Origin of the sequence: Marinobacter litoralis (genome assembly GCF_016427555.1) — a bacterium.
In the GTDB taxonomy this organism is placed as follows: Bacteria; Pseudomonadota; Gammaproteobacteria; order Pseudomonadales; family Oleiphilaceae; genus Marinobacter; species Marinobacter litoralis_A.
This window is the reverse complement of record NZ_JAELVS010000004.1, coordinates 32,217-46,847: the sequence shown is the minus strand read 5'-3', so window position 1 is coordinate 46,847 and position 14,631 is coordinate 32,217. Positions and strand designations below refer to the sequence as shown.

Here is a 14,631-nt window from a genome sequence, read left to right as displayed (position 1 = left end):
CCGTAGCGGCTATACCGGGCTCAATCCCATGTCTTATATGAGTAATCATTGTCTGTGACTGAACTGAGCCGAATCCGTAACTTTTCCATCATTGCCCACATCGACCACGGTAAATCCACGCTGGCGGATCGTTTCATTCAAAGCTGTGGCGGTTTGACCGAGCGTGAAATGGCCGCTCAGGTGCTGGACTCCATGGATCTCGAGAGAGAGCGGGGCATTACCATCAAAGCCCAGAGTGTAACGCTCAACTACACCGCTCGAGATGGCGAAACCTATAAACTGAATTTCATCGATACTCCGGGGCACGTTGACTTCTCGTACGAAGTTTCTCGTTCTCTGTATGCCTGTGAAGGTGCGCTCCTGGTTGTGGATGCTGGCCAGGGCGTAGAGGCGCAGTCAGTGGCTAACTGCTACACCGCGCTGGAGCAGGGCTTGGAGGTTGTTCCGGTTCTGAACAAAATGGACCTGCCGCAGGCCGAGCCAGAGCGTGTGGCCGCCGAGATTGAAGACATTATTGGCATCGAGGCTCAGGATGCGGTGCGCTGCAGCGCCAAGAGCGGTCTGGGTGTCGAAGATGTTCTCGAGGATCTGATTCAGAAGATTCCGCCGCCCAAAGGGGATCGTACTGCCCCCCTGCAGGCGCTGATCATTGACTCCTGGTTCGATAACTATCTGGGTGTTGTGTCGCTGGTGCGTGTGATCGAAGGGGTTTTGCGCAAAGGCGACAAGATCGTTATCAAATCGACCAACAAGGCGTGGAACGCGGATAAGGTCGGGATCTTTAATCCCAAGCCGACCGACACCGATATTCTTGAAGCGGGTGACGTTGGTTTTGTTGTTGCCGGTATCAAAGACATTCACGGTGCGCCGGTAGGCGACACCATTGTGCACCAGAAACATGCGGAAGAAACTCCGATGTTGCCGGGGTTCCAGAAAGTAAAACCGCAGGTGTATGCGGGCTTGTTCCCGGTCAGTGCGGATGACTACGACGACTTCCGGGACGCGTTGGAAAAACTGACTCTGAACGATGCCTCGCTGTTCTTCGAACCGGAAAATTCCGATGCCTTGGGCTTCGGTTTCCGTTGTGGTTTCCTGGGCATGCTGCACATGGAGATCATTCAGGAGCGTCTGGAACGCGAGTACGACATTGACCTGATCACCACCGCGCCCACGGTTATCTACGAAGTGGTCACCAAGCAGGGCGAAACGGTATCGGTAGATAATCCGTCCCGGCTTCCGGATATCGGCTCGATTGAAGAAATGCGCGAGCCAATTGTAGAGGCCAACATTCTTGTGCCCCAGGAGCACCTGGGTAACGTTATCGCCCTGTGTGAAGAAAAACGGGGCGTTCAGAAGAACATGCACTTCATGTCGTCTCAGGTTCAGCTCAGCTATGAGTTGCCGATGGCTGAAGTGGTCATGGACTTTTTTGATCGCATTAAATCCGCCAGCCGTGGCTTTGCATCGCTGGACTATCATTTTGTGCGTTTTCAGGATGCGAATCTGGTGCGTCTGGATGTGCTGATTAACGGTGAACGCGTGGATGCGCTGGCCATCATCGTGCACCGTGATCTGGCGCACCGTAAAGGACGCCAGCTGATTGAGAAAATGAAAGAGCTGATCCCGCGGCAGATGTTCGATATCGCGATTCAGGCGGCCATTGGCACGCAGGTGGTATCGCGGGTCACCGTAAAGGCGTTGCGCAAAAACGTAACAGCCAAGTGTTACGGTGGTGATGTCAGTCGTAAGAAAAAGCTGCTTCAGAAGCAGAAGGAAGGCAAAAAGCGCATGAAGCAGCTGGGTAATGTCGAGGTGCCTCAGGAAGCGTTTCTTGCTGTGTTGAAAGTTGATAACTAAGCAAACTAAGGCACCCGATGGATATTGATTTTCCACTGGTACTGGTCGTTCTCACCTTCGCGACGGGGGTGGTTTGGCTTGCGGATAAGTTGTTTTTACGAAAACGCCGGCTCGCAAACGCGAAGCCGCAGCCTTCGTCGGACAGTGCGGACGAGCCTAAAGAGCCTTGGCTGATTGATATCAGTCGCTCTTTCTTTCCGGTGTTGGCGATTGTGTTGGTGCTGCGTTCATTTCTGATCGAACCGTTTCAGATTCCGTCCGGGTCCATGCTGCCTACGCTGGAAGTAGGCGATTTTATATTGGTGAACAAATACGCCTATGGCCTCCGGCTGCCGGTGGCCGGGACGAAAGTTGTCGAAATCGGTGACCCGGAGCGTGGCGATGTGATGGTGTTTCGTTTTCCGGAAGATGGTTCCACCAATTACATCAAACGCGTGATCGGTTTGCCGGGCGACACCGTGCGTTATCGCAACAAACAGCTTTTCATCAATGATGAACCCGTGCCTCGGGATTTTGTCGCGCGCTTGCCTCCGATGGAACGGTGGCGCGAAACCGTGGGTTCGGTCGAACATGATATTTACCTCACCTTGGGACGAGTGTCGGGGTCTGGTGAAGGTGAGTGGACGGTTCCCGAAGGGCATTACTTTGTCATGGGTGACAACCGGGACAACAGTAACGACAGTCGCTTCTGGGGCACCGTACCGGATGAGCTGGTGGTCGGTAAGGCCTTTGGTATCTGGATGCACTGGAAATCTTTTACAAGTCTGCCATCTTTTGATCGTGTAGGTGGTATTGAATGATCTCTATGAGTTCGGAGCGAACGCGAATGAAAAACGCATTTCCCACGGGTATGAAGTATCAGCAGGGCAGTGGTCTGACCATGATGATCGTGGCCCTGTTTTTTGCCGGGCTGCTGACATTTGCGCTGAAGGTCGGGCCGGCTTACCTTGATGACTTTACTATTCAGGAAGCCCTGGAAAACCTCGAAAACATTGAAGGTCTGTCCGATATGGGGCCGGCTCAGGTCCGTGGGGTGATCAACAAGCAACTAAGTGTGAACAACGTGCGCGGTTTTGATGCCAAGAATATCACCGTGGATAAAGACGGAGATCTGGTGCTCATAAACGTTGATTATGAGGTTCGCAATAACCTGTTTGGCAGTGTCGATACGGTCGTTCACTTCCAACACGAGTATGAGTTTAAAGGCAAGTGAGTTCAAAACCAGATCTTGATCAACTTCAGCGCCGCATCGGCTATCAGTTCAAAGACCCTGAACGGCTGCTGCTGGCGCTCACTCACCGAAGTTTTGGCAACCAGAACAACGAGCGTCTGGAATTTCTTGGCGATTCCATCGTCAATATGGTGATTGCCGAGCACCTGTTCCTGAAGTTTGAGTCTGCCCGGGAAGGTCAGTTGAGCCGTCTGAGAGCCCGTATGGTTAAGGGCGTTACGCTGGCCGAAATCGGGCGCGAGTTTCAGTTGGGGCAATATCTGAGGCTGGGCTCCGGAGAGCTGAAAAGTGGCGGCTTCCGTCGAGAGTCGATCCTGGCCGATGCCGTGGAATCGATCATCGGTGCCATCTATCTGGATAGCGATTTTTACACCTGCCGTGAGCAGGTGTTGCGATGGTTTACAGAACGGCTGGCCGGGCTCGATGTACAGGATACCCAGAAGGATCCGAAAACCCGTTTGCAGGAGTACCTGCAGTCGCGCCAATTCCCGTTACCGCGATACGAAGTGATCTCGGTGGAGGGCGAAGCTCATAATCAGACATTCCATGTGACCTGTGCGTTGTCGTCGCTGGACCGTAAAACCACTGGCACCGGCAGCAGTCGCCGAATTGCTGAGCAACAGGCCGCCCGAAGTGCCCTCAAGAAGCTGGGCGTGGAGAATTCATGATGCACGATATTACCACCCCGGATAATCCGGACAGCCGCTGCGGATTTGTCGCCATTGTCGGGCGCCCCAACGTGGGCAAGTCCACATTGCTGAACCACATTCTCGGACAGAAACTTAGCATTACCTCGCGCAAGCCCCAAACCACCCGCCACCAGGTGCTGGGTATCAAAACCGAGGGCGATGTGCAGGCGATTTACGTTGATACGCCGGGCATGCACGAAGAAGAGCCAAGGGCGATCAATCGTTACATGAACAAGGCCGCAACTTCGGCGTTGGTAGATGTCGATGTGGTGGTGTTTGTGGTGGATCAACTGAACTGGACCACCGCCGACGAGATGGTTTTGGAGAAGCTGGAGCGTTTGAAGTGCCCGGTTATTCTGGCGATCAACAAGGTCGATAAGCTGGAGAAGCGAGAGCTGATGCTGCCGCATCTCGAAACCTTGGCTGCAAAGCGCGAATTTGCCGAGATTATTCCGTTGTCAGCGCTGCGCGAAACCAACCTGGAACCTTTGGAAGAAGCCGTTGGCCGTTTTCTGCCACAGAGTGTGCATTTCTATCCGGATGACCAGATCACGGATCGCAGCCAGCGCTTCATGGCTTCTGAAATGGTTCGGGAGAAAATTACCCGCCAGTTGGGCGCCGAGGTACCTTATTCGGTTGCGGTGGAAATTGAAGAATTCAAGCAGCAAGGTAAGACTCTGCACGTATCCGCACTGATCCTGGTTGAGCGTGACGGACAGCGAAAGATCATCATCGGTGACAAGGGCGCCCGGTTGCGTCAGATCGGTCAGGACGCTCGTATTGATATGGAGCGAATGTTCGATACCAAAGTCATGCTCAAGCTTTGGGTCAAAGTAAAGCGTGGCTGGGCCGACAGTGACCGAGCGCTGAAAAGCCTGGGCATGAACGACCTCTGAGGTTGATATGAGAGGAGCGGTGCAACAAGAGCCCGCTTACGTCATCCATCGGCGGCCATGGCGGGAAACCGCATTACAGGTGGATTTATTCACCTTGAACCATGGCCGTATGAGCGTTATTGCCCGTGGCGGCAACAGCGCAAAAAGTCCTCTGAAAGCGCAGCTCCAGCCATTCCAGCCACTGTTGATTGATTGGACCGGCAAAAGCGATCTCAAAACTCTGGTGCAACTGGAGTTACGGGAAGCGCCCCGCTTACGGCAAACCCGCGCGTTGTATAGCGGTTTGTACATCAATGAGCTCCTGCAGCGTGTTTTGCCGGCTGCCGATCCCCACCCGGAGTTGTTTGCCAGTTACATTGAGAGCCTTCAGGCGTTGTCGGGTGTTCAGGATAACGGCGATGTCGAGCCGATTTTGCGGCGCTTCGAGAGGGCTTTCGCCGGCGCTCTGGGGTATGACTTTTCATGGGATCAAACGACTGACACTGGCCGTCTGGTAGAGGTTGGTCAGTATTATGGTTATGATCCTGCTCAAGGCATTGTCGCCGCAGGTGGCGCTGACGTCCGGTTAGGGCGGCTGCCGGGCGAGGCTTTGATCGCGCTGGCGGCGGACGACTACAGCGATGAGTCGGCGCGCAGAACAGCCAAACGCGTCATGCGTGTGCTTGTGGATTTTCTGTTGCAGGGAAAGCCGCTCCACAGCAGAAGTTTATTCAGCCATTCCGTTTCTTCATCTGAGAGAACCTTATGAATTCCAGAGTGTTGCTTGGTGTAAACATTGATCATGTGGCCACTTTGCGTGAGGCGCGGGGTACTCGCTATCCCGATCCGGTACAAGCTGCATTGGTAGCTGAACAGTCGGGGGCGGATGGCATCACCGTACATCCACGGGAAGATCGCCGACACATTCAGGATCGTGACGTATTGCTGCTGAAGGAAGTGCTACAGACCAAAATGAATCTGGAAATGGCGGTAACCGACGCCATGCTCACGTTTGCCGAACAGGTAAAGCCCGAGTGTGTTTGCCTGGTGCCGGAAAAGCGTGAAGAGCTGACAACAGAAGGCGGGCTTGATGTTGTCGGGCAGGAAGAGCGAGTCGCGAACGCCTGTAAGCGCTTGGCAAACATCGGAGCCGAAGTGTCGTTGTTTATTGACCCGGACCGTGCTCAGATTGATGCGGCGGTTCGTTGCGGCGCGCCGGTTATAGAGCTGCACACCGGAGAGTATGCCGAAGCAGCAACGCCGGCTCAGGCGGAAGCTTCGGTGACGATTCTGGAAGACGCCGTTGCCTATGCACGTGAACAGGGCTTGATCGTTAACGCGGGGCATGGCTTGCATTATCACAACACCGAGAGAGTGGCGGCGATTCCGGGCATCAATGAATTGAACATTGGCCACGCCATTGTCGCTCGGGCCGTGTTCACCGGATTAAAAGACGCGGTGAAAGACATGCGCGCGATTCTGGATCGCGCGCGAGCCTGAATCGGCTAGTGGATTTCCGACTGTCGTTGTTGTTCGCGGAACATCGGTTGCCAGTCGGTTTGCTCACTCCAGTTCTGCAGGCGCTCAATAGCAGAATTGAGCTGGTCTTTCAGAATTTCACGATCAGGCGCATTGCATTTTAATGCGGTTTCAAACCGGTTTGCGGCAGCTCGAAGTTCGGGCACGCCGCAATACCGGGTCGCCCCATGCAATTTGTGTATGCATTCCAGCAGGGCTTCCTCATTGCCTTCATCCCAAAGCGCCTGAATGCGAGGCGCATCGGTTTGGAGCTGTTCTAGCAACATGCTGAACAACTCTTCGGCCAGGTCGGTCTTGCCCGCAGCAAGCTGGATGCTTTCATCAATGCTCACGCAGTCTTGCTGTATGCGCCGGTTTGACGGCCGCAGAGCGCGCCGGGTGTCCCGGATTTCCGAAATTTTGAACGACGTGGCCGAGGCTTTACAGTCGTAGCCGGTGTATTCGCGCACCAGCTCATTGAGCTGACGACTGCTGATCGGCTTGGCCATGTAACCATCGAACCCCTGTTCCGACAGGCGTTCCTGCTCATCCGCGAGGGCGTGGGCGGTTAAGGCAATAATCGGGGTGTAATGGGCGTCGGAATCCAGATCCCGGATGCGAGCGGTTGCTTCAACGCCATCCATACCCGGCATTTGCAGATCCATGAACACCAGATCGAACGGCTTTTTCCTAGCTTTGGTGAGTGCCTCGAAACCGCTGGAGGCGCCTTCCGCATTGATTTTGCAATCCTGAAGTAAGGTCATGACCAGCTTCAGGTTCGCGTCGTTGTCGTCAACCGCAAGGATTCGGGGCGCTTTAACCTGATTGTGTTCGGGTATCGACACCGGGGTATCTTCACGATGCCCTGAACGAATGCCGTGTATCAGAGCCAGCAGTTCGTCGTAGAGTGGATCCCGGCATATCGGCTTGGTCAGATGGCCGCTGGCCAGACCTGAAAGCGGTGTGTCGAGGGTTTCCAGTGTAGGGGTTAGCAGCAAAGTTCTGCAGTCCCGCTCCACCTCCAGTGTACGAAGCAAATTGCCGTACTGATTCGAGTTAAGAAGGTGGCGAGTGATGCCAATGATCGCGGCTGCATAGCCTTCCTGGTGCAGTTGTGCCTCTTCAACGTGTTCCTGAAGTGCGGCCGGCGATGAAACCCGATCTACCACCATGCCCCAGTCTCGCAACAAGTGTTCAACGGCAAGGCCGGTGGTTTTCTGTTGTTCAAGGTAAATGACGCGCTCACCCCGCAGGGCTTCTTTGGGGGGACTGCTGTTTGCCGGGGAGGAGAGTTCCGGCGTAAGCGTGAACCAGAAAGTCGAACCCTTACCTAACTCGCTCTTCAGCCCGATTTCACCGCCCATTTCTTCTACCAGGCGCTTGGAAATCGCCAGCCCCAGGCCTGTGCCGCCGTACTGACGTGCGGTCGATGCATCGGCCTGACTGAAGGCGTTGAACAGGGATTGTTGCTGGGCTCGGGACAGACCCACTCCGGAGTCGGTGATGCTCAGGCGCAAGGTGACACGATTGTTCTCGGCGTCTTCTTCTTCAAGGCTGGCCCTCAAGACAACTTCACCGGTTTGGGTGAACTTGATGGCATTGTTGAGGAGGTTGGTGATGACCTGTTTTACTCTCAGGGGGTCGCCCACGATGTGGTCGGGAACGTCGTTGTAAACCAGGGGCACCAGGTCGAGGTTCTTTGCGTGTGCGGCGGGGGCCAACATGGTCATGACTTCTTCGACGATGTCCCGAAGCGCAAAGGGAACCCGGTCCAGCAGCAACTTGCCTGCCTCGATTTTCGAGAAATCCAGAATGTCGTTGATGATGGTCAGAAGAATCTCTGACGACTTGCGGATCGTATTGAGATGATCGCGTTGCTGTCTTGGTAGCGGGGTTTTCAGCAGCAGCTCGGTGAACCCGATAATGCCGTTCAGTGGTGTGCGAATTTCATGGGACATATTGGCCAGAAACTCGGATTTGATCCGGCTGGCTTCCAGCGCTTCCTTGCGGGCAAAGTCCAGTTCGATGTTCTGGATTTCGATGGTTTCCAGTGTTTCCCGCAGATCTTCGGTGGCTTGATCGATGTTCTGCTGCATTTCGGCCTGGGCTTTGCCAAGTTCCGAGGCCATATCATTCAGGCCGGATTCCAGTTGCTCGAATTCCGGGCCTGCGCTGGTATACACCCGGGTTTCCAGCTTGCCTTCCTTGAGCAGGGCGACCGCTTCATTTAACTGAAATACCGGATCCGTGAAGGCACGGCTGAGGCGCAGAGAGATACCGATACTCAGGATTACGCCGCCAATGATCATCAGAAGGGAGATCAGCAGAGCTTTGTAGGTTTCTTTCTCGGTGCGGGTATGGGACATCTCGACCATCACCCAGCCCAGCGGATTCTCGGCCCGCAACGCGGATAAACGAGCTTCCGTATCGATCATCGTGTCGATGCTCAGATCCTGAAGGTGAACCGGGTTGATGAATCGGGTCGTGTGGTTGAGGGTGATTTTCACCTCTTGATCGGCTTTGAAAGCACTGCCGGGGATTGCGTCGGAACTGCCCGGGCCGGTATGCAACAGGCGCTTGCCCTCGGGCGTGAAGAACGAGATGGAGCGAACGTCCTGTTCTTCCAACAAGGCATTGGAAAGGCTGCTAAGCAGGCTGCGGTTGGCGGTAAACAGGCCGTATTCTGAGCCCGCGGCCAGCTGGCGGGAGAGCGATTCGCCCCGGTCATGGAGCAGGCTTTCGATGTTGTTTATCCAGCTGTGGGTAAAGAACAGACCCAGCAGCAGAGTTGTGACGAGGGTGGGAACAAGCGTTACCACCAAGACTTTTTTGCGAATGCCCCACCGCCGCATATCTTGTTCCTGTTATTCTGATGAGTCCCCGGCGATGCCGGGGAAGGCACGTTACTCATTTATAGCCAGAGGTCATGGATATAGCGACAAGCTGTATTGGGACATAGCGGCTATAGCGAGTATGATTCGAACCCGAAAGTGTATCACAGGGTTTCAATATGACTTTCCCCACTATTGAAGATTATGTCGGCCACACCCCACTGGTGCGTTTGCAGCGCTTGCCGGGGGATACCAGTAACGTCGTTTTGGCAAAGCTGGAGGGCAACAATCCTGCGGGTTCGGTGAAAGATCGGCCGGCCATCAGCATGATTCAGGAAGCGGAACGCCGTGGCGACATCAGCCCCGGTGATACCTTGATTGAAGCAACCTCGGGCAACACCGGCATCGCCCTTGCGATGGCTGCGGCCATCAAGGGTTATCGCATGATATTGATCATGCCGGACAACCTGAGTGAGGAGCGCCGGGCATCGATGCGCGCCTACGGAGCCGAGGTGGTCAATGTTACCCGGGAAGAAGGTATGGAAGGCGCCCGGGACCTGGCGATCCGCATGGAAGCCGAAGGCAAAGGCAAGGTGCTGGACCAGTTCAGTAACCAGGACAACCCGCTGGCCCATTACCGCAGCACCGGGCCGGAAATCTGGGAGCAAACCCAGGGTCGCGTAACGCACTTTGTCAGCTCCATGGGCACCACCGGCACCATTATGGGGGTGTCCCGTTACCTGAAAGAGCGTAACCCGGATGTGCAGATCGTCGGGTTGCAGCCGGAAGACGGTGCGTCCATTCCGGGCATTCGGCGTTGGCCTGAAGCCTATCTGCCCAAAATTTACGATGCTGCGAGAGTGGATTCCGTGCTGGACATTGGCCAGCAAGAGGCGGAAGACACCATGCGAGCTCTGGCTAAAGAAGAAGGGATTTTTTGCGGTGTGTCATCTGGTGGTGCTATTGCGGCTGCGCTCAAACTCTCCCGAGAGGTTGAAAACGCGGTAATCGTAGCCATTATTTGTGATCGCGGAGACCGATATTTATCCACCGGTGTGTTCCCGAGCGCCTGAGCCGGAAACTGACAAGAGACTGACTAATTATGAGTAGACGCCGCCGTAAGGTTCTGCCGCAAGAACCCGTGCGTTGTGAGATTGAAAGCCTGGGCCACGATGGCCGGGGTATTGCCCGTGCCGACGGAAAGGTTCAGTTCGTTGACGGCGGCTTGCCGGGCGAAACCGTCATGGCAAAAGTGGTTGGAAGTCGTAGCAAATTTGATGAGCTGCGCACTTTGGACGTGTTGGAAGCGGCTCCTGAGCGCCAGCAACCGCCGTGTAACTTTGCCGACTTGTGTGGCGGCTGCAGCTTGCAGCACATGAGCGCGGATGCCCAGATACGCTTTAAGGAAAATACCTTGCGCGAACACTTTGCGCACTTTGGCGGTATTGAACCGGAAGAGTGGGTAGAGCCCATGCGTTCGCCGGACTCACTGGGATACCGCCGTAAAGCGCGCTTGGGTGTACGTTACGTCAAAGCCCGTGAATCGGTACTGGTTGGTTTTCGTGAGAAGCGAAACAGCTTCCTGACCGATATCGACGAGTGTGTGGTGCTGGACCCTCGCATTGGTGAGCGGATCATGCCACTGCGAGAGTTGTTGCATGGTATGGCGGCGTTCGACCGGATTGCGCAAGTGGAGGTGGCCTGTGGTGATGATTATGCCGCCATGGTATTCCGGAATATGGATGCACTGGTGCCGGAAGATCAGGACAAGCTGATTGCCTTCGGGCAGGAGCACGACCTGCATATTTACCTGCAGCCGAAAGGCCCCGATACGGTTCATCGTATCTGGCCGGAGTCTTCTGGTCGTGATGACGAGCGCTTGAGTTATCGCATGGAAGAGTTTGATCTGACCATGCAGTTCCATCCAATGGACTTCACTCAGGTGAATGCGGGCATCAACAATCAGATGGTGCACCGGGCGGTGGAATGGCTGGATATTCAGCCCGGGGAGCGGGTGCTCGATCTGTTCTGCGGTCTTGGTAACTTTACCTTGCCGCTGGCCCGCAAGGGCGGCCAGGTCGTAGGTGTGGAAGGCGACGATGCCATGGTGGTACGTGGCCGTGAAAACGCCAAACTGAACGGTCTCGATAATGTAGAGTTTTTCGGGGCTGACTTGCACGGCGACTTCACCGGTCAAAGCTGGGCCAAAGAAGGGTTTGATAAAATCCTGATTGATCCGCCCCGCTCTGGCGCCGAAGAAATCTGCAAGTACCTGACGGCGTTCGGTGCCGATCAGATTGTGTATGTGTCCTGTAATCCGGCAACCCTGGCCCGGGATGCCGGCGTTATGGTGAATAACGGCTACCGCCTCGTGCGGGCCGGTGTGATGGATATGTTCCCGCACACCACGCACGTCGAGTCGATTGCCTTGTTCGAGCGTAACAAGCGCAAATGAGTTTGAAGAGCCCGGTTTTCTGAGATCAGGGTAGTTCCAGGATGGCCGGGCCAACATCAGGTAAGTCTCTGTTATGGTAAAGGTTAGGGAAGATTACGGAGTAACCGGCGACGGCCAGGTGGACATTGGCCGTTGGGTTCATCGTATTGCGGAACAGACTCATCTGGAGAACCCCGAGCAATTGCGTTTGGCCTGTGAAAAAGCCGATCGGATTGCTCTGGAGGCGTTCCGTGAGGATCGATTGTGGGCGCCCGGGGCCAATAGTTTTCACACCGGCCTGGAAATGGCGCAGGTTCTGGCGGAGCTTCACCTTGATCAGGCCAGTCTGGTGGCAGCGGTTTTGTACCGCGCCGTCCGGGAAGAGCGGGTAGGGCTGGACGAAATCCGCAAGGAATTCGGTGATGAAGTGGCCGGGCTGATCAATGGCGTCCAGCAAATGGCCGCGATCTCCTCGATTCACCACCCTCTCAAAGGCAATGTGCTGGGGCAGAGCGAAGGGCAACTCGATAACGTTCGCAAGATGCTCGTCACCATGATTGACGACGTGCGGGTCGCGCTGATCAAGCTGGCGGAACGTACCTGTGCAATCCGGGCTATCAAAGATGCGTCGTCCGATAAGCGCATGAAAGTGGCTCGGGAGGTGTTTGATATCTACGCCCCTCTTGCACACCGGTTAGGCATCGGTCACATCAAATGGGAGCTGGAAGACCTGTCCTTCCGTTACCTGCATGCCACAGCCTACAAAAAAATTGCGCGACTTCTGGATGAAAAGCGGCTGGATCGCGAAAGCTACATTCGCCGCGTGCTCGATACCCTGCAGACCGAACTCAAGGCTTCTGGCATTAATGCCGAGCTGAGCGGGCGGGCCAAGCATATTTACAGTATCTGGCGAAAAATGCGCCGGAAAGGCATCGATTTTTCTCAGGTTTACGATGTCAGAGCCGTGCGTATTCTGGTGCCGGAAGTGCGCGATTGTTATGCCGTGCTGGGTATTGTGCATTCGCTTTGGCGCCACATTCCGAATGAATTTGACGATTACATTGCCAACCCGAAAGAAAATGGCTATCAGTCGCTGCACACCGCGGTTGTAGGTGAAGAAGGGCGGGTCATGGAAGTCCAGATTCGTACCCATGCGATGCACGAGGAAGCCGAGCTGGGCGTTTGTGCCCATTGGCTTTACAAAGGCACGGATACCAACAACAAATCCAGTGGTTACGATGCCAAGATAAACTGGCTGCGTCAGGTTCTGGAATGGCAGGAAGAACTGGGCGATTTGTCTGGCTTGGCCGACCATCTCAAGTCCGATTTTGTGCCCGATCGTATATACGTGTTCACGCCGGAAGGCCATGTGGTGGACTTGCCACAGGGCGCAACGGCGGTCGACTTCGCGTACCGTGTTCATACTGAAATCGGTCACTCCTGTCGTGGCGCGCGAGTTAACAGCCGGATAGTACCGTTGACCTATCCCCTGAAGACGGGCGATCAGGTTTTTATTCTGACATCGAACAACCCCGCGCCCAGCCGCGACTGGTTGAACCCGAGTTTGGGGTACATACAAACCTCTCGTGCGCGGGCGAAAGTCACGAGTTGGTTCAAGCAGCAGGATCGTGGCCGCAACATTGTTGATGGCCGAGCCATTCTTGAGGATGAATTCAAGCGCCTGTCACTTTACGACGTGAATCTGACGGATTTGGCCAAGCGGGTTAACTACCATTCCTCGGACGATATGTTTGCCGCCATCGGTGCTGGTGACCTGAGGCCTTCGCAAGTAGCGAATGTGGCTCAGCAGATGTTGGAGCCAAAAACCGAGCAGCTGGATTTGAAACTAAGCCCGGCTCGAAAAAGCGGGTACAGCACAGATTCCGATATCCAGATCCGGGGTGTAGGCAAGCTGAAAACCCAGGTGGCCAACTGCTGCAAACCGTTGCCCGGTGACCCCATTGGCGGCTATATCACGGTAGGCCGTGGCGTGACGGTGCATCGGCAGGATTGTCTGACCTTCCTGAACCTGCAGGAAATCGAGCCGAACCGCATTATCGAGGTGAATTGGGGCGGCCAGCCTGCCGCGGTGTACCCCGTTGAGATCGAAATTGAAGCCTATGATCGTTCAGGCCTGTTGCGGGATATCACGCAGGTGTTTTCGAACTCCAAATGTGACGTGCTGTCGCTGCAGACGCAGACCAACAAAGATGAAAATACGGCTACCATGCGGGTAACGGTGGAGATCTCCAGTCTTGAGCAGCTGGCCCGTTTGCTGGCACAGGTTCGTAATCTGCCAAACATTATCGACGTAAGGCGAAAGCGCTCATGAGCTATTCAATTGACGATTTGAAAACCCTCATGGCACGCCTGCGGGAGCCGGAAACCGGATGCCCCTGGGACACCAAGCAAACCTACAGCACGATCGTGCCCCATACGATCGAAGAAGCCTACGAGGTGGCCGATGCCATTGCGCGGGAGGACTTCCCGCATTTGAAAGACGAGCTGGGGGATTTGCTGTTCCAGGTGATTTTTTACGGGCAGATCGGAAAAGAAGACGGTCACTTTGATTTCGACGACATTGTTGATCACTTGGTTCGCAAGCTGATTAGGCGCCATCCGCACGTGTTTCCGGAAGGTACCTTGGACAGTCGGGTTGACCCGAACAATCGCCCGGACGAGGCCTGGATCAAAGCCAGTTGGGAACGTATCAAAGCCGAAGAGCGGGCAAGCAAACCCGCAACCGATGAGCCGGTCAGCCGGCTAGATGGTATTGCCAGTACGTTGCCGGCGATTGCGCGGGCCGAAAAGCTGCAAAAGCGTGCGTCCAACCACGGCTTTGACTGGCCCGAGATAGCTCCGGTTTTTGACAAGCTGCATGAAGAAATCGATGAGCTCAAAGAAGCCTGGCAAGCGGCCGAGGCCGGCACCGGCGACCGTGATGCGGTGGAAGACGAGCTGGGCGATCTGATGTTTGTGTGCGTCAATCTGGCCAGATTCATGAAAGTGAACCCCGAACAGGCCCTGGCGAGAACTAACCATAAATTTGACGCCCGATTCCGGGCAATCGAGCGGTTTCTGCATGAGCAAGGACGGGATCTGGACAGTGAAAGCCTTGAAGCACTTGATGCCATTTGGCAACAAGTGAAAGGCGTCGAAAAGGGCTAACCCTAAGGCCTGATAGCGTTCTTGGTGA

General features: G+C 55.1%; 12 protein-coding genes. 11 read left to right on the top strand and 1 reads right to left on the bottom strand.

What is annotated here, in order from left to right:
- Window positions 1-54: 54 nt before the first annotated feature.
- Genes lepA through pdxJ form a run of 7 tightly spaced genes read left to right on the top strand, consistent with a single transcriptional unit; the run spans window position 55 to window position 6,152 of the window.
- On the top strand, window positions 55-1,857 hold the full coding sequence (gene lepA / locus JAO79_RS12170; protein ID WP_320158962.1) for a translation elongation factor 4: 1,803 nt from the start codon (window positions 55-57) through the stop codon (window positions 1,855-1,857).
- 17 nt (window positions 1,858-1,874) lie between these two features.
- Window positions 1,875-2,657 (top strand): signal peptidase I, encoded by a 783-nt coding sequence (lepB, locus tag JAO79_RS12165; RefSeq protein WP_199007534.1) that lies wholly within the window; start codon window positions 1,875-1,877, stop codon window positions 2,655-2,657.
- A 26-nt stretch (window positions 2,658-2,683) separates the two neighbouring features.
- On the top strand, window positions 2,684-3,070 hold the full coding sequence (locus JAO79_RS12160) for a DUF4845 domain-containing protein (RefSeq protein WP_199007533.1): 387 nt from the start codon (window positions 2,684-2,686) through the stop codon (window positions 3,068-3,070).
- Entirely contained in the window at window positions 3,067-3,756 is a 690-nt protein-coding gene (gene rnc, locus JAO79_RS12155) for a ribonuclease III (protein WP_199007532.1), read from the top strand. Before JAO79_RS12160 ends, rnc begins: the two co-directional genes overlap by 4 nt.
- Window positions 3,756-4,673, top strand: a complete 918-nt coding sequence (gene era / locus JAO79_RS12150; RefSeq protein ID WP_199007691.1) for a GTPase Era — start codon at window positions 3,756-3,758, stop codon at window positions 4,671-4,673. Before rnc ends, era begins: the two co-directional genes overlap by 1 nt.
- 7 nt (window positions 4,674-4,680) lie before the next feature.
- Window positions 4,681-5,421 carry a DNA repair protein RecO gene (recO, locus tag JAO79_RS12145; RefSeq protein ID WP_199007531.1) on the top strand — a complete coding sequence of 247 codons (741 nt, stop codon included), beginning with the start codon at window positions 4,681-4,683 and terminating at the stop codon, window positions 5,419-5,421.
- Window positions 5,418-6,152 carry a pyridoxine 5'-phosphate synthase gene (pdxJ, locus tag JAO79_RS12140; RefSeq protein WP_199007530.1) on the top strand — a complete coding sequence of 245 codons (735 nt, stop codon included), beginning with the start codon at window positions 5,418-5,420 and terminating at the stop codon, window positions 6,150-6,152. Before recO ends, pdxJ begins: the two co-directional genes overlap by 4 nt.
- Window positions 6,153-6,157: 5 nt before the next feature.
- On the opposite strand, the gene JAO79_RS12135 is transcribed toward pdxJ, so the two are convergent.
- Window positions 6,158-9,022 (bottom strand): ATP-binding protein, encoded by a 2,865-nt coding sequence (locus JAO79_RS12135; protein WP_199007529.1) that lies wholly within the window; start codon window positions 9,020-9,022, stop codon window positions 6,158-6,160.
- A gap of 158 nt (window positions 9,023-9,180) precedes the next feature.
- Here JAO79_RS12135 and cysM point away from each other — a divergent pair, with 158 nt between their 5' ends.
- From cysM to mazG, 4 genes are all read left to right on the top strand, one after another.
- Window positions 9,181-10,074, top strand: coding sequence for a cysteine synthase CysM (gene cysM, locus JAO79_RS12130; protein WP_199007528.1), 894 nt, complete (start codon window positions 9,181-9,183; stop codon window positions 10,072-10,074).
- A 29-nt stretch (window positions 10,075-10,103) separates the two neighbouring features.
- Window positions 10,104-11,456 carry a 23S rRNA (uracil(1939)-C(5))-methyltransferase RlmD gene (gene rlmD, locus JAO79_RS12125; protein WP_199007527.1) on the top strand — a complete coding sequence of 451 codons (1,353 nt, stop codon included), beginning with the start codon at window positions 10,104-10,106 and terminating at the stop codon, window positions 11,454-11,456.
- Window positions 11,457-11,529: 73 nt separating this feature from the next.
- Window positions 11,530-13,767 (top strand): GTP diphosphokinase, encoded by a 2,238-nt coding sequence (gene relA / locus JAO79_RS12120; protein ID WP_199007526.1) that lies wholly within the window; start codon window positions 11,530-11,532, stop codon window positions 13,765-13,767.
- Window positions 13,764-14,603, top strand: coding sequence for a nucleoside triphosphate pyrophosphohydrolase (mazG, locus tag JAO79_RS12115; RefSeq protein WP_199007525.1), 840 nt, complete (start codon window positions 13,764-13,766; stop codon window positions 14,601-14,603). The genes relA and mazG overlap by 4 nt, the downstream gene beginning before the upstream one ends.
- The last annotated feature ends 28 nt before the right edge of the window (window positions 14,604-14,631 follow it).